9 protein-coding genes are annotated in these 16,176 nt (G+C 70.3%); 1 reads left to right on the top strand and 8 read right to left on the bottom strand.

Going from position 1 to position 16,176, the window contains the following annotated elements; genetic code table 11:
* Window positions 1-260 precede the first annotated feature (260 nt).
* Both ACFYPN_RS23860 and ACFYPN_RS23855 read right to left on the bottom strand, forming a co-directional pair.
* The gene (locus ACFYPN_RS23860; protein ID WP_389300829.1) at window positions 261-3,668 is read right to left on the bottom strand and encodes a CARDB domain-containing protein; all 3,408 of its coding nucleotides are present in this window, start codon (window positions 3,666-3,668) and stop codon (window positions 261-263) included.
* Window positions 3,669-4,281: 613 nt separating this feature from the next.
* A complete protein-coding gene (locus ACFYPN_RS23855; RefSeq protein WP_389300971.1) occupies window positions 4,282-5,319 on the bottom strand; it encodes a LacI family DNA-binding transcriptional regulator in 1,038 nt (345 codons plus the stop codon).
* 398 nt (window positions 5,320-5,717) lie between these two features.
* Between ACFYPN_RS23855 and araD the strand changes: the two genes are divergently transcribed.
* A complete protein-coding gene (araD, locus tag ACFYPN_RS23850; RefSeq protein WP_358757564.1) occupies window positions 5,718-6,437 on the top strand; it encodes an L-ribulose-5-phosphate 4-epimerase AraD in 720 nt (239 codons plus the stop codon).
* A gap of 65 nt (window positions 6,438-6,502) precedes the next feature.
* Here araD and ACFYPN_RS23845 read toward each other — a convergent pair whose 3' ends face one another.
* From ACFYPN_RS23845 to ACFYPN_RS23820, 6 genes are all read right to left on the bottom strand, one after another.
* The gene (locus ACFYPN_RS23845; RefSeq protein ID WP_358757562.1) at window positions 6,503-9,205 is read right to left on the bottom strand and encodes a beta-L-arabinofuranosidase domain-containing protein; all 2,703 of its coding nucleotides are present in this window, start codon (window positions 9,203-9,205) and stop codon (window positions 6,503-6,505) included.
* 522 nt (window positions 9,206-9,727) lie between these two features.
* Window positions 9,728-10,849, bottom strand: coding sequence for an aldose epimerase family protein (locus ACFYPN_RS23840; RefSeq protein WP_358757560.1), 1,122 nt, complete (start codon window positions 10,847-10,849; stop codon window positions 9,728-9,730).
* Between the two features lie 78 nt (window positions 10,850-10,927).
* Window positions 10,928-11,953, bottom strand: coding sequence for a galactofuranose ABC transporter, permease protein YjfF (gene yjfF, locus ACFYPN_RS23835; protein ID WP_358757558.1), 1,026 nt, complete (start codon window positions 11,951-11,953; stop codon window positions 10,928-10,930).
* Window positions 11,950-13,050, bottom strand: a complete 1,101-nt coding sequence (locus ACFYPN_RS23830; protein ID WP_358757556.1) for an ABC transporter permease — start codon at window positions 13,048-13,050, stop codon at window positions 11,950-11,952. Before ACFYPN_RS23830 ends, yjfF begins: the two co-directional genes overlap by 4 nt.
* Complete coding sequence (locus tag ACFYPN_RS23825; protein WP_358757554.1) at window positions 13,047-14,606, bottom strand: sugar ABC transporter ATP-binding protein; 1,560 nt, start codon at window positions 14,604-14,606, stop codon at window positions 13,047-13,049. The genes ACFYPN_RS23830 and ACFYPN_RS23825 overlap by 4 nt, the downstream gene beginning before the upstream one ends.
* Window positions 14,607-14,766: 160 nt before the next feature.
* Window positions 14,767-15,762: an ABC transporter substrate-binding protein gene (locus ACFYPN_RS23820; RefSeq protein ID WP_358757552.1), complete on the bottom strand. Its 996-nt coding sequence runs from the start codon at window positions 15,760-15,762 to the stop codon at window positions 14,767-14,769.
* Between the last annotated feature and the right edge of the window lie 414 nt (window positions 15,763-16,176).

The following is a 16,176-nucleotide window of genomic DNA, read 5'->3' as shown; positions in this document are numbered from 1 at the left end:
GTGCTGTCGGAGCCCGTGCCGTTCGAGCCCGTGTTGTCGGTGAGGGAGTGATCCGGTGTCGTCCGTTCGTTTCGCACAGCCGCGATGAGACGCTTCCTCGCTGTGCTCCCGCAAACCCGTCTCGATATGTGGTCAGTACATTCATCATGTGCCGCGCCGTCGGCCCGGGGGCCGGACACGTTCCACGGCCATCGGCCGGCACGCCGTCGAGGCGTGCCGGCCGATGACGCGTGAGAGACCAGCAAGGGGTGGTGATGCCGCTACCGGGCGGACGCCGCGCCGGTGTTGACGCTGCCGTTGACGACGAACTGCGATCCGGGTTCGACCAGCACGTCACCCTGGGCGGAGTTCTGGATCGTCACGTTCGTCAGGGTGGCGCTGCCCCTCGCCCCTCCGTGCGCCAGGATGCCGGAGCCGTTGCGCGAGTCGGTGATCCGGACGTTCGAGATCTGCGCTCCGGGGACGGAGCCCCCGCCCGTCTTGAACTGGATCCCGTCGTAGGTCGAGTCCTGTATGTCGGTGTCCCTGATCGTGACGCCGGGGATGTCGGGGCCGGCCGCGAACAGGGTGATGGCGCCGAACTCCTGTGCCTCGCCCCAGAAGGCCCCGCCGGTGCGGTAGAGCGCGTTGTTGGCGATCAGGGTCTGCCCCGAGAAGGGCAGCGGGTCGTGGTCGGTCGCCAGCATGATGCCGGGGTAGTTCATCGTGTCGGAGACGATGTTGTTCTCGATGGTGTTGCCGTATCCGCCGTAGACCGCGATGCCGTTGGCCCGCCAGGGCAGCGCGATCGTGTTGTTGCGGAAGTGGTTGTCGTGGCCGATGTCCACCGCCTGGTTCTTCACGTACTTGTTCGACCAGACAGCCAATGAGTCGTCGCCGGTGTTCCGGAAGGAGGAGTTGAAGACCGTCGAATTGCGGGTCCCGTTGGAGAGGTTGATGCCGTCCGCGTAGGTGTTGCGAATGCGCATTCCGGTGAATTCGACCCCGTCACCGGGACCCCAGAGCTCGGGAATGTTGTCGTAGTCGCGGCCCACCCACACCCCGACGTTGGAGTGCTCCAGCCAGACATTGGTGATCTTGGTGTTGCTGCCGAAGCGCCCGTTGAGGCCCACCCCGCCCTCGGCGTTGCCGTCACCGCCGCGGATCGTGCCGGAACCGAAGATGGCGATGTCGGAGATGGTGGTGCTGTCGTCGATGTCGAAGCCGAAGTTCCCCTCGTGCGGGTGGTTGATGCCGCCCGCGTTCTGCGGCTGGATGAGGGAGTAGAGCTGGGAGTGCCACATGCCCGCGCCGCGGATGGTGACGTTCCTGATGCCCACCTGGTTGTACTGCCCCCGGTTGAGCGGGTCGTCGGTCAGGATCTTCTGCTCCTGCCGCCACTGCCCGGCCGGAATCCATACGCAGCCGATATCGCCTTTCTGGTCTGCCGTCACCGCCCGCTGGATCGCGTCCGTGTCGTCGATGCCGTCGTTGGGCACGGCCCCGTAGGCGGTGATGGAGACACAGCCGGCGGGCTGCGCGGTCGGTGCCGCCACCTGCTCCAGATCGACCAGGTCGATGATGTAGAAGGAGGCGGTGTCGCCCACGTCGCGCTGCAGACGGAACTTCGTGCCGACCGGGTAGGTCTGGCCGAGGAGCGCGTTCGACTCGTCGAAGAGCCTGCGGGCGTCGGCCTGTGGCTGGTTGGTCAGACCCTCCGGGCTGTCCGTGTCTCCGTACAGCCAGCTGTGCTTGGAGGAGAGCGTCAGTTTCCGGGCGAAGGTGTTGTTGACGTAGAGGCTGATCGTGGCCTCCGCGCCGCCGCCGCCGGGCGCGTCGGGGACGGAGTTGCGGACCACGAGGGAGTTGGTGGGCACGGTCGAGGTGATCTCGACGTACTCGCCGGTGGAGTTCAGCCGTACCGACCGGCGGCCCGAGGACTCGGTGGCGAAGTTGGTGTGACCGAAGGTGCGCTTCTGGTCCGCGGTGAGCAGCGTGCCCTGGTAGGAACCCTGCTCGGCCTCGTACTCGGTGTACGGGACTGCCGCGCCGCGGCCCACCACGATGGCGCGGGAGAAGACGTTGTTGCTCTCGTTGGTCTCGGTGAGGACACCGGTCGCGTCCGCGGTGGCGGTCAGATTGGCCCCGCCGCTCTTCGCGGTCCAGGTGCCGCTGATCGGTACGGTGACCGTGCCTCCGGCGGGAACGGCCCCGGTGGTCCCGTCGAGCGTGGTGCTCTCCACCTGGAGGCGGGTCACCGTGGAGGAGCTCACCGCCGTGGTACCGCGATTCTTCACCGAGACGGCGAAGGTGACGGCCGCACCGACCGCCGGGCTGGAGGGGCTCGACGAGATGCCCGTGACCTGGAGGTCGGGCCCGGGGCTCTGCGCGACCACGAGCTTCGAGCCGGCGGTGCGGCTGTTGTTGCTGTTGTCCAATTCGACGACCGTGTCGGTCGGGTCGACCACCGCCGAGACGGAGTACGTACCCATCGGGCGCTTGCCGACGCTCACCGGGACGGTGGCGGAGGCACCGGCCGCGAGCGCGTTCACGGAGGCGCTGCCGAGGACCTGGCCCTCCAGGCTGACGTTGACCGTCGTCGCGGGCGCCGCCGCCGAACCCGCGTTGCGCACGGTGGCGTTCACGGTGACCGCGTCACTCTCCGACGGGGACGCGGGCGACCAGCTGAGGTCGGTGAGGGTCAGGTCCGGGTTGGGTGCGGCCGTACCGACCACCTGGACCTCGGCGACCTGGGCGCCGGGAGCGCCGGTGTTGGAGAAGAACTTCAGCTGTACGTCGGCGTACCGTCCGCTGACCGGGACGGTCACCGTGTTTCCGTTGCCGGACGGCGAGAAGGCGTAATCGGCCTGGCTCTTCAGCGAGGTGAACCCGGTGGCGGACTGCGCCCGGCCCAGCACCTGCAGGCTCTGGGTGCGGGCACCCCATGCCGCGTCCGGCGAGAGCTTGACGACGACGGCCGAGAGATCGGCGTCGGATCCGAGCTTCACCGTCAACGTGGCGGGGTAGCCGTTCGACTCCCAGTAGGTGTCACGCCTGTCGTCGTTGGCGTTGGTGCCCACGTAGGTCTGTGCGTACGACGACGCCTCGATCGGCTTGTTCAGCGCGAGGTTGGTGCCGGTCGGTGCCGGTGTGCCCGGGTCCGTGCCTCCCGCCGCCTCCCCGTAGACCTCCAGCTGGGAGAGCTGCGCCGCGCTCCAGCCGGTGTTGCCGGTCACCAGCACCCGTACGTACCGCACCTGGGCCGCGGTGAAGCCGATGGTGACGGTGTTGCTCGCGGCCGGGGTGAACGACCGGGCGGCCGAGGCGGAGAGGGTGCTGAATGCGGAGCCGTCCGTGCTGCCCTGGACCGAGAGCGTCTGAGTACGCGCCTCCCAGGTGTTCGGCAGCTTCAGCACCACCTGGTCGACGGCGGACGCGGCGCCCAGATCGGCCTGGACCCACTGCGGGAACGTTCCGGGGCTCTCCCAGTACGTCTGCTGACTGCCATCGGTGATGTTCGACGCCGGATAGGCGCCGAGCGAGCCGCCGGCCGACGCGGGCCTGCCGAGCGCCAGGTCGCTGGTCCGTCCGGCCGCCGAGGCGGCGACCGGCAGGAGGCCGACGGTCATCAGCGCGGCTGCCACCGCACCGATGACGAACCGCCGCCATCCGCGTTGCTTCCCTCTCATGCTGTCCTCAGTTCCGTGGGCCTGCGGCGCCGGCCGGACACGAGGAGCGCAGGCGCCGCCCGTCCGACGCCACGGCGTCGGGCGGACGGCGAACGGCCGCGTGCGGGCTGCCGGAACGCCGGTGGGGGGTCGATCGGGACATCGGCAGGAGCGAGGAGCAGGCCGCCTGCCGCGAACTCGCGCGCATTGCTTGGTAATTTGAGGGATCTAGTTCATTTTTTGCGGTGCTGAGGTGACAGGTTTCTAGCAGGCTCCGCATTTGTCAACGGTTCTCGCACCGGCGTGACGGCCCTGCGCATCTTCGCGCAGCTCAGCGCGGTCGGACGGGCCGCAGGAAGAGCGTGGGCCCCGCAGAGGAAGGTGCGGAAGTTGCGCGGGCCGCGCCCGACGCAGCGCAGGCGGGCGGGGCGCGGGGCGCTGGTCCGGGTCCGGGTTCGGCGGAGAGGGCCGAGGACCGGGAGGGCCGAGGGCGGTGCGGGAAGGCCGCTCGACCGGCGGCGGCTGGTGCGAGCGGTGCCTCCCGTACGCTACGGGCGGCGGCCTCGCGCCGGACCGCCCGGCGCGGCCGGCGGGTGCCGCCACCGCTCGGGTGGCGACGGGCGCCCGCACCCGGTCAGGTACCGCCCTCGCGCGCCGGTGGCCGGGCCCCCTGCCGGCGTGCCGTGCTGGCGCGGACGATGAGCTCCGGGGCGACGGTGAGGTGCGCCGTACCGGTGGCCGTTCCCTCGATGTGTTCCAGCAGCAGCGCGATGCTGTTGCGGCCGAGCGCGGCGAAGTCCTGGCGGACCGTGGTGAGTGGCGGCGGGAAGAACTCCGCCTCCGGGATGTCGTCGAACCCGGCCACCGCCACGTCGTGCGGGGTGTGGAAACCCGCCTCCCGCAGGGCGCGCAACACCCCCAGCGCCATCTGGTCGTTGGCCACGAAGACCGCGGTGAGCCCGGGGCCCTGCGGCGAGGAGGCGACCCGGCCGGCGAGCTGCTGACCCGCCCGGTAGCCGGACATCGGCCCCCAGTCGCCGCGCAACGGCGTCGGGATCTCGGCGCCCGCCTCCCGGAGCGCGCCCTCCCAGCCGGCGGTCCGGGCTTCGCTCTCCAGCCAGTCGCGGGGGCCGGCGACGTGCCAGACGGTGGTGTGGCCGGAGGCGAGCAGATGCTCGGTGATCATGCGGGCCCCCAGCTCCTGGTCGAGGGAGACACCCGGCAGGTCGAGATCGTGCCCGCCCTCCACGGTCACCACCGGGCAGGGAGCCTGGAGCGTGGTGAGCGCGCGCACCGCGTCGCGCTGCGGCGTGATGGCGATGATCCCCTCCACGCCCCACGCGCTGAGGTGCTCCATCGCCTCGGTCAGCGCCGCCCGGCTGGCCACCCGCAGGGTGACGGCCGAGACGAGGTATCCCCGGTCGCGCGCCGCCTCCTGCACTCCCGCGAGTGTGCTCGCCGGCCCGTGCAGCGTGGTGTTGACGGCGATGACGCCGAGCGTGTGGGTGCGGCGGGTGGCGAGTGCCCGCGCCGCCGAGTTGCGGCGGTAGCCGAGCCGCTCGATGGCCTCGGTCACCTGGGCGCGGGTCTTGACGCTCACGTTCGGGTGCTCGCTGAGAACCCGTGAAACGGTCTGGTGCGACACGCCTGCCACGCGTGCCACGTCCGCCATCGTGGGTGCTCTCGCGGCGTCTGCGGGCCGGGGCAAATCCGTTTCCTCTCTGTGGAGACCGGGGCGTGGGGGAAGGACGTCGACCTCAAGGTACCTGTCCGGTGCAGGTGTACGGAGGCCGCTGCGGCGGAGCGTCCGCCCGAGAGGGGTGTGCGCTCACATCCGGACCCTTCCCGAACGCCGAAATCCTTGGCAGTTACCGCCCGGGGCTTGAGTTGGCGTCATGTTAGCGCTCACAATCTAGCTGCGTCAGTACACGCGACGTGAGGAAGTAGGGACGTCACGGCGTACGGACGTCGCGGCGTACGGACGCCGTGGTGCTCGGTTTCGGGGCGTTCCGAGGAGCAGTTGTCGTTGTTCTTGTTACAGAGACGGTCCAGAGAGACGGTGAACGCGTCATGAGCGAGACCACACTCCGCGCACTGCGCAGTGAGGTGCTGGCCGCCAACCTGAGGATTCCGCAGGCCGGGCTGGCCACGCTGACCTGGGGAAACGTCAGTGGGGTGGATCGCGGATCGGGGGTCTTCGTCATCAAGCCGTCCGGCGTCTCCTACGCGGAACTCACCGAGCGGGACCTCGTGGTGGTCTCGCTGGAGGACGGCAGCGTGGTGGAGGGGCGGCTGCGGCCGTCCACCGACACCGAGACCCACCGCTGTCTCTACCGGGCGTTCCCGTCCATCGGCGGGGTGACGCACACGCACTCCGAACACGCCGTCGCCTTCGCCCAGGCCCGGGTGCCCATACCCGTACTCGGCACCACCCACGCCGACACCTTCAACGGGCCCGTCCCCGTCACCTCGGACCTCACCGCCGAGCAGTGCGCGAAGGACTACGAGTACAACACCGGCCAGGTCATCGTGACCATGCTGGAGGGTGACGACCGACGGGCCCGCGAGGTGCCGGGTGCGCTCGTCTCGCGCCACGGCCCGTTCACCTGGGGCGCCACCGCGACCGCGTCGCTGGAGAACGCGATCATCTGCGAGGCGGTCGCCAAGATGGCGCTGCACACCCGCGCCCTCCGGCCGGACGGAGCCGGGGCGACACCGCCACCGCAACACCTGCTGGACCGTCACTTCACGCGCAAGCACGGCCCGGACGCCTATTACGGCAACCCCTGACCGGCGCGCGAAGGGGACGCCCCCGGTCCGGCGGACACCGCCGGACCGGGGGCGGGGCTGTCCCGTCACACGAAGCGCCACAGGTGGTCGTCCGTGCCGTTGTCGTCCCACAGCACGAGCTGCGCCCCCTGGGCGGCCGACGCGTTCAGGACGCCCAGGACCCGCCCGCCGTTGGCATTCCGGATACGGAAGTAGCCGGCCGAGCCGTGCCGCAGCTGCCAGAGGTGGTCGGTGGTGCCGTTGTCGTCCCACTGGAGGACCCGCGCCCCGGCCGCCTGGGAGGAGCCCTCGGCCCCCAGGACCTTGCCGCTGTGCAGGTTGCGCAGCCGGAACCGCCCGGCGGTGTCCCGTACCGCCTGCCAGAGATGGTCGTCGGTGCCGCTGTCGCTCCACTGGACCGCGAGCCCGCCGTTCGCGGTGGACATGCCGCTGATGCCCAGCACCAGCCCGCTGCGCAGGTTCTGGATGCGGTGGTAACCACTGGGGACGAACCACCAGGCGTTGTCGGTGCCGCCGTTGTCGCTGTCCTGGACGGCCCGTGCCCCCGCGGCGGTGGACCCCGCCCTGATGCCGAGTACCTTCCCGCTGTGGGTGTTGCGGAGGCGGTGCGTGCCGTCACCGGTGTCGAGCGGGGTCCAGAGGTGGTCGGCCGTGCCCGAGTCGTTCCACTGCAGCACGTCCGCGTCGTCGGCCGTGGACATGTCGCGTACGCCCAGCACCTTGCCGCTGTTGGCGTTGCGGAGCCTGAGCGCGCCGCCGTCCGGGACGAGCTGCCAGTCGTGGTCGGGGGTGCCACTGTCGTCCCACTGGAGCGCCACGCCGCCGTCGGCCGTGGACATGTCCTGGATTCCCAGGACGAGACCGCTCTGGGCGTTGACGAGCCGGAAGCCGGCGACGCCGGCCTTGCCGTCGGCGTCCCAGTAGACAGTGGCGTTCTGGTGGTGGTTGTCGTAGAAGGGGATGAGGTTGACGGAGGCACCGTTCGCCTTGGCGGTGAACGTCAGGGGCGTCGCCGTCGCGGCGATCGAGGCGGTGGTGAGTACGGGCAGGACGCCCCCGAGCGCGGTGCTGCCGAACGCGCCGCTGAGCACCACCGGACCGTAGGAGACCGCCTGCACCTGGGGCCGGTCGGGGGTGCCGTTCAGCGCGAGCCGCATGGGGAACCGCAGGGTGACGGTGTCCCCGGAGGCCCAGGTGCGGTCGAGCGCGGCATAACTGCCCGGCGTCAGGGCCAGGTTCTGGGCGGTGCCGTTGACGCTGACCGAGGCGCCCGTGGTCCAGCCGGGGATCCGCACCCGCAGCACCCATCGGCCCGCGGTGCCCGTCACCTTCAGTACGGTGGTGTCCGACGCCGGGAACGTGGTCGTCTGGGTGACCGTGACACCGCGTTCGGACCAGGTCAGGACCGAGGGGACGAAGAGATTCACCCAGAGGCCCGCCGAGTCGGAGAAGTACACCGAGTCCGTGAGCTTGGTGTGCGTCTCCAGGCCGGTGCCCTGGCAGCAGGTGAAGGTGTCGTAGTCCCGGCTGTAGGTACGCCGGCCGCCGGGGTTGAGCGGGGTGAAGTAGCAGACGTGACCGTGCGGGTCGCCGGGGTCCTGCTGCCCGACGAGCTGGTTGGTCAGAGCCCGCTCGTAGTAGTCCGCGTACGCGGCCCGGGTGGGGTCGAGGGTGTACAGCTCGCGGGTGAGCTTGAGCATGTTGTACGTGTTGCAGCTCTCGCACGTGTTGTCGTTCAGGTACTGGCCGATGGCCCCCGGAGCCCTGAAGAACTCTCCGACGCTGTTGCCGCCGATCACGTAGGTGTGGTTCGTCGTGACGATGTTCCAGAAGTTGACCGCGATGTCCCGGTAGCGCGCGGTCCCGGTCGCCTTGTACTCCCGCGCACTGCCGACGATCTTCGGGATCTGTGTGTTGGCGTGCAGTCCGTCCAGACTGTCGGTGCCCGCCGCCAGCGGGTCGATGACGGCCGCGTGGTCGAAGCGCCGCGCCACGGTCAGCCAGCGGCTCTCTCCGGTCTGCTGGTACAGGTCGGTGAGGACCGCGTTCATGCCTCCGAACTCGATCCTCAGGGTCGTCTGCATCTGCGCCGTGGTGAGACGCGCCGTCCGGACGTCCACCCACCCGGCGAGAGCGAGCAGCACGTCGCGCGCCTGGGTGAGCCCGGTCAGCCGCCATGCGTCCAGCAGCCCCGCCAGCGTCTTGTGGACGCAGTAGTAGGGCACGCCCTTGCGTACCCCCGTCTCCACGGTGTCGAAGTCGGACTCGGGGAATCCCGAGAGATAGCCGGCCCGGTAACTGGTGGGCGCGCTCTGGCACTTGGCGAGTTCGGCGACCATGTAGACGAGCCGGTCCAGGAAGACGCTCTCCCCGGTGACCGCGTACGCCTGCGCCCACGCGCTGAGGAAGTGCCCCTGGCTGTGGCTGCGGAACTCGAAGTCCGGCGCCTCCCAGCCGTAGCACTGCTCGGCTCCCCGGGTGGAGAGCCCGTGGTTGGAGCGGAAGTTGTACAGCAGCCGGTCGGGGTCGATGAAGCGGAGATAGGCCAGCGTACGGTCCATGTTCTCCCGCCAGCGGCCCGCCGTGAGCTGGACGCTGCCCAACGGGAAGGGCTGCACGAGTGCGCCCGTCTCGGCGCGGACCGGGGGGACCGCGGGGGAGGTGCCGGTGGCGGCCGCAGCCGGGGCGGTGGCGAGTGCCGGCGCGAGCGCGGCGAGTGCCACCCCTCCCGAGGCGGAGAAGAAGAGTCGGCGGTTCATCGCGGTCATGGTGTGGTCGTCCTTCCGAGGGGGGAGTGGGCGGCGGACCGGGAGGGCTCGGCCGGTGACCAGGGAGTTCGCGTCCCGCTGGTTGGACAAGGGGGGCGACGAGGTGGACGCGACTCCGTACTCGCGGCGCGGAACCGTGGGGGAAGCGCCCGGGGCGCCGTGCCGGAGGCGGGACGGGGGCGGGTGGCGCGGGTGGGCGCTTCGGGCGGCGGTGGTGGTGGTCCGGTCACGACGGCGAGAGAACGCCACCGCGTCGGCCGGGGGGTACCGGAACAACCGTGCGTCATGGAGTGTTAACGCTAACAATGGACATGTCAATAGTGCGCGTCCTGGGTTGCTCGGAACGCTGCCGGTGGAGGAATGCGCAGGTCACCCCGGGGTACGCCGAAGGCCCGGCGCTTCCCGGGGATTCCCTCGGGGAGCGCCGGTTGGTGGCGAAACGGCGGCCCGTTCAGCGGCGTTCAACACGGCCGTCGGTGCGGTGCGGTGCGGTGCCGGTGCCGCGCTACGGGCGGGCCCGGGTCACTCCTCCGTGACGGAGAAGCGCAGCACCGTGCTGGAGCGGTACACCTCCCCGGGCCGGACGAGGGTGCTGGGGTCGTCGGCGCGGTTGGGTGAGTCGGGGAAGTGCTGGGTCTCCAGTGCCACCCCCGCGTGCGGGCCGTAGGGGCGTCCGCTCTTGCCGGTGATCTCGCCCGCGAGGAGGTTGCCGGTGTACACCTGCATCCCCGGTTCGCTGGTGCGCACCTCCAGACGCCTGCCGGAGGCGGGTGCGTGGAGCGTCGCAGCACTGCGCGGCCGCGCCGAAGGAGCGTCACCGAGCACCCAGTTGTGATCGAAACCGCCTCCGGCCAGACGTAGTTGCTCGTCGTCCCGGGCAAACACCCCGGAAAGGCGGCGGGGGCGGCGCAGATCGAAGGGGGTTCCCTCGACCGGCCGGTGGGGGCCGCTCGGGATCAGCGCCGCGTCGACGGGAGTCCAGCGCGGTGCGTGGATCTGGAGCTCGTGGCCGAGCACGTCGCCGCTGCCCTCTCCCTCCAGGTTCCAGTAGGCGTGGTTGGTGAGGTTGACGACCGTCGGCGCGTCACTCACCGCGTGGTAGTCGAACGTCAGGGCGTTGTGGCGGTCCAGCGTGCAGGTGAGCCGGACGCTCAGGGTGCCGGGGAAGCCCTGGTCCCCGTCGGGGCTGCGCAGGAAGAACCGTACGCCGGTGCGGTCGGTGGTGTGGACCGGTTCGGCGCGCCACACCCGGCGGTCGAAGCCGTCCGGGCCGCCGTGCAGGGTGTGGCCGGTGTCCTGGGTGTCCAGCTGCCGGACCACACCGTCCACCACGAGCCGGCCTCCGGCGATCCGGTTGGCGTAACGGCCCACCGTCGCACCGAAGTAGGAGGCCGGCCCGCGTACCGTCCGGGCGTCCGCACCCGCGAGCACCACGTCCGCGAAGTGGCCCCACCGGTCGGGGAGCAGCAGCGAGTGGAGTCGGGCACCGAGAGTGTGGACCTCCGCGCGGGCCTGCCCGGGGAAGCCGAACACCCAGCGGTCACCCGTACCGGTGCCGGGGAGTCGGTACGGGCGGCCGGTCGGGTCCGGATGTTCGTCGGGCGTCTGCGGCGGGGCGGCCGGAGACTCGGGCGGGTGGCGCATGCGGGTATCCCTCGATGTCGGTTCGTGGTCCGGGCGGGGGCCCGGGGGAGTGCGTGGGCCGGCGGACCGGCCCCGGGGTCAGCCCGTGGACTTCCGGTTTCCGCCCAGGAGCCGCTGGAGCACGATGAAGACGAAGAGCAGTGCGCCGATCACGATCCGGGTCCACCAGGAGCTCAGCGTGCCCTGGAAGTTGATGACCGTCTGGATCATGCCGAGGACCAGGACGCCGAGCGCGGTGCCGAGGACGAAGCCGGAACCGCCGGTGAGCAGGGTGCCACCGATCACCGTCGCCGCGATCGCGTCGAGTTCCATCCCGACCGCGTGCAGTGCGTAGCCGGAGAGCATGTAGAACGTCAGCAGCACACCGCCGAGTGCGGAGCACAGCCCGCTCACCGCGTACACCGCCACCTTGGTGGAGCCCACGGGCAGCCCCATCAGGCGGGCGGAGGTCTCGTTGCCGCCGAGAGCGTGGACGTTGCGGCCGAAGCGGGTGTGGTGGAGAGCGACGAAGGCCACGGCGAGGACGACCAGCGCGATGACGACGGCGGGCGAGACGAACAGCCCTCCGGGCATCACCAGCCGGGTCTGGGCGATGGTGACCGTGGTCGGGTCGCTGATGGAGATGGACTCGGTGCTGATCGTGTAGCAGAGGCCGCGGGCCAGGAACATGCCGGCCAGCGTGACGATGAAGGGCTGGATCTCGAACGTGTGGATGACCCAGCCCATCAGGGCCCCGCCACCGGCGCCCACCAGCAGGACCAGCGGAATGACGGCGAACAGGGGCCAGCCCTGCCGCTCCACCAGCCAGGCGGTGAGCATGGTCGACAGGGCAACCACCGAGCCGACCGACAGGTCGATGCCGCCGGTCAGGATGACGAAGGTGACGCCGATGGCGACCACCAGCAGGAAGCTGTTGTCGATCAGCAGGTTCAGCAGCACCTGGGTGGAGAAGAACCCGTCGTAACGCGCCGACCCGACGGCGAACATCGCCACCAGGAGCACCGCGGTGACCACCAGCGGGACGCGGGTGCGGGCGCGGGGGGAGAGGGGGGCGCGGAACGGCCGCGTGAGGGTGTCGGCGACACCTGCTATGCCGGTGCTCATGTACGTACCTCCTGCGGGAGCGGGCCTTCGTCCGCCGCGGCGTTCTGCCGGGAGGGCGCCGGTCTCCAGCGGCTCAGGACCTTCGCCCGGAAGACGGGCGACTGGATGAGGCAGACCGCGATCACGACGAAGGCCTTGAAGACCAGCGTCGTTTCGGGCGGGACGCCCAGGGTGTAGACCGTCGTGGAGAGGGTCTGGATGATCAGTGCGCCGAGCACCGTCCCGCCGAGGGAGAACCGGCCGCCGGTCAGCGCGGTCCCGCCGATGACCACCGCGAGGATGGCATCGAGCTCGATCCAGAGACCCGCGTTGTTGCCGTCCGCGCTGGACACGTTGGAACTGATCATCAGCCCGGCGACGGCGGCGCAGAGGGCACAGAAGACGTAGACCACGGTCAGCAGGCCCGCCGCCCGGATGCCGACCAGCCGGCTGGCGGCCGGGTTGCCGCCCACCGACTCGATCAGCAGCCCCAGCGCGCTGCGCCGGGTCACCAGCGAGGTCAGGACCACGATCACCGCCGCCAGCAGGACGGCGAACGGGAACATCAGCCAGTAGCCGCCGCCGATCATCTTGTACGGACCGCTGGTGACGGTGATGATCTGGCCGTCCGAGACCAGTTGGGCGATGCCCCGGCCGGCGACCATGAGGATCAGCGTCGCCACGATGGGCTGCACGCCCAGCCGCGACACCAGCGTGCCGTTGACCAGGCCGAGTACCACCGCGACGCCCAGCGCGACGGCGACCGCGGTGAGCACGGTGGAGACGCTGCCGGGGTGCGACGAACCCGCGATGTGCTCGCAGGCCAGCGCGCCGGCGATGGCGACCGTCGAGCCGACCGAGAGGTCGATGCCGCGGGTCGCGATGACGAGCGTCATGCCCAGCGACACCAGGATGAGAGGGGCGCCGAACTGGAGGATGTCGATCAGGCTGCCGTAGAGGTGGTCGCCCCGGACGTGGATGGCGAAGAAGTCGTGGGTGAAGGCGAGGTTGCCGAGCAGCAGGGCCGCCAGGACGGCCGAGGGCCAGAACAGCCGGTGGCGCAGCAGCCGTTGTCCGACGCCGCCGGCCGACGGGCCCTTGGCGGGGTGCGGGGTCATGAGTCCTCTCCGGTGGCGATGGTGGCGAGAATGCGTTCCGGGGTGACGGTGGCGTCGTTGGTCAGGGTGGCGACCATGCGGTGGTCCCGCAGTACGCCGATGCGGTGGCTCAGCCGGAGGACCTCATCCAGTTCGGCCGAGATGAAGAGCACCGCCGTGCCCTGGGCGGAGAGCCGGGCGACGAGCTTCTGGATCTCGGCCTTGGCGCCGATGTCGATGCCGCGGGTCGGCTCGTCCAGGATCAGCAGCTTGGGATCGGTCAGCAGCCAGCGTGCGAGCAGCACCTTCTGCTGGTTGCCGCCGCTGAGGTGACGTACCTGCGCCTCCGGGTCGGTGGGGCGGATGTCCAGCGCGGAGATCCAGTGCCGCGTCAGTTCCTCCTGCCTGGTCCGCGAAATCGGCCTGGTCCAGCCGCGTGCCGCCTGCATCGCCAGCACGATGTTCTCGCGCACGGTGAGCTCGCCCACCAGCCCCTCGGACTTGCGGTTCTCGGAGCAGAAGGCGATCCGGCGGCCGATGGCGGCCCGGGGGGTGCGCAGCGAGGCGGTCTCGCCCTGGACGCGCAGCTCCCCGGTGTCCGCGCCGTCGGCGCCGAAGAGCAGCCGCGCGGCTTCCGTGCGGCCCGAGCCGAGGAGCCCCGCCAGCCCGATCACCTCGCCGGGGCGGATGTCGAGGTCGTACGGTTCGATGAATCCGGTCCGTCCCAACCCTCGTGCCTGGATGAAGGGTTCCTCGGTCGTGCGCTCCTCGGCCTCCTCGCGCGCCGCTTCCGAGAGCTCGTCCAGGGTGGCCAGTTCGCCGCCGATCATGCGCTGCACCAGAGAGACGTGGGTGAGCTCCCCGATGGGGTACTCACCTTCGAGCCGGCCGTTGCGCAGGATCGTGACCCGGTCGCAGATCTCGAAGACCTGGTCCAGGAAGTGGGTCACGAAGAGGATGGCCACGCCCCGGTCGCGCAGCCGCCGCACCAGGGTGAAGAGCTGGGCGACCTCCTCGCGGTCGAGGCTGGAGGTGGGCTCGTCCAGGACGAGCACCTTCGCCGAGACGTCCACCGCCCGGACGATGGCCACCAGTTGCTGGACCGCGAGGGAGTGCGAGTCCAGCGGACCGGTGACGTCGAGGTCCAGCTCCAGTTCCGCCAGGAGTTCACCGGCCCGGCGGCGCAGCGCGGACCAGTGGATGAGGCCGAATCGGCGCGGCTCGCGTCCGATGAGGATGTTCTCCGCCACCGAGAGGTTGGAACAGAGGTTCACCTCCTGGTAGACGGTGCTGATTCCGGCGTTCTGCGCCTGGAGCGGATCGCCGAACTCCCGGGCCTCGCCGTCGACGAGGATGGTGCCGCCGTCCGCGGGGTGCACCCCGGTGAGCACCTTGATCAAGGTGGACTTGCCGGCGCCGTTCTCGCCCATCAGGGCATGGACCTCTCCCGGATAGAGCCGCAGGGCGACCCCGTCCAGGGCCAGCACGCCGGGGAACTCCTTGCGGATGCCGTGGGCTTCGAGCACCGGCCGCGGGCGGTCGGCGGGGTTCGTCTCAAGGGTGGGTGGGGCTGCCATCCGCCCTCCTCTCGTCGGGTGTGGCCGGGGGAGCCGACGAGCCGGGGGTTCGTCGCGTACGCTCCGCCGGCGCGGTCCGGTGGTCCTGGGGGTCCGGTCACGTGGGTGCGTACCGGTGATGTCCGGTACGCGCGGTCCGGCCGGTTCGCCTCGGGCGGCGTCAGTACTTGCGGGTCGGCAGGGCCGCCGCTGCCTTGTCCTGCGGGAAGACGCCTTCCACGGTCTCGACGCGTGCCGGGACGCTCTCTCCCGCCGCGACCTTCTTCGCGAGTTCCATCAGCTGGTCGCCGAGGAGGGGGTTGCACTCGACGACGACATTGATCTTGCCCTCGGTCATGGCGGTGAAGGCGTCCTTGATGCCGTCCACCGAAATGATCTTGATGTCGGTACCCGGCTTCTTGCCCGCCTCCTCGATGGCCTGGATCGCACCCAGAGCCATGTCGTCGTTGTGCGCGTACAGCACGTCGATGTCCTTCTGGGACTTGAGGAAGGCCTGCATGACCTCCTTGCCCTTGGCGCGGGTGAAGTCGCCGGTCTGGGAGGCGACGATCTTGAACTTCGGGTCGGCCTTGATGACCTCGCCGAAGCCGGCCTTCCGGTCGTTGGCCGGGGCCGAACCCGTGGTCCCCTGGAGTTCGACGATGTTGACGGGGCCGGTCTCGTTCTTGTACTCGGAGGTCAGCCACTCACCGGCCGACTTCCCCTCCTTGATGAAGTCGGAGCCCAGGAAGGTCTTGTAGAGCGAGGTGTCCTGCGAGTCCACGGCCCGGTCGGTGAGGATCACCGGGATGCCCGCGTCCTTCGCCTCCTTGAGGACGGTGTCCCAGCCGGACTCGACCACGGGTGAGAAGGCGATGACGTCCACGCGCTGCTGGATGAAGGTGCGGATCGCCTTGATCTGGTTCTCCTGCTTCTGCTGCGCGTCGGAGAACTTCAAGGTGATGCCGGCCTTCTTGGCCGCGTCCTGGACGGACTTGGTGTTGGCGGTACGCCAACCGCTCTCCGCACCCACCTGGGCGAAGCCGAGGACGAGCTTGCCGTCGGACTTGTTCCCGCCGGCGCCGCCGCCGGACGGAGTCGTCTCGGCGGAGCATGCGGTCATCGTCGACGCGGCGAGGATGCCGACGGCGAGGGCGTAGGCGATTCTGCGGGCCATGGTGGTGTGTCCTCTCGGAGGGATGTCGTCGCTGCCGACGTGATGCGATCCGGTACGCCGCACGGGGAGTGGGCCCGGCCGGAGACGGTGCGGTGCTTCCGGCACGGCCGGAGACCCGGGTGGTGACGGCGGAAGTTCTGGGATGCGCCGCGAGCAGTGTGAGCGCTAACACTGCGGTATCTCAAGCCCTGTGCGCGAGTTACCTGTTTGTGACATGGCGCCGCATGGAGGGTGGGCCCGAGGGGCGAGGAGGGGGCGCGGTGGCAGTCCCTGGGCCCCGCCACGGGAAGGATAAGTTCCGTTTGCGGCGGCCTAGTTGCGCACCGTCTCCCCATCGCCGCCCGGTGTCCCGGCGCCCGGATCCTCGTCGGGCGGGCGGGCCGCAGGGGGCGTGGGCGCGGGAGTGCGGTGGCG

Origin of the sequence: Streptomyces sp. NPDC005576 (assembly GCF_042871745.1) — a bacterium.
Lineage (GTDB): Bacteria > Actinomycetota > Actinomycetes > Streptomycetales > Streptomycetaceae > Streptomyces.
Note: the sequence above shows the minus strand (reverse complement) of the source record. Positions and strands in the feature narration are given on the sequence as shown.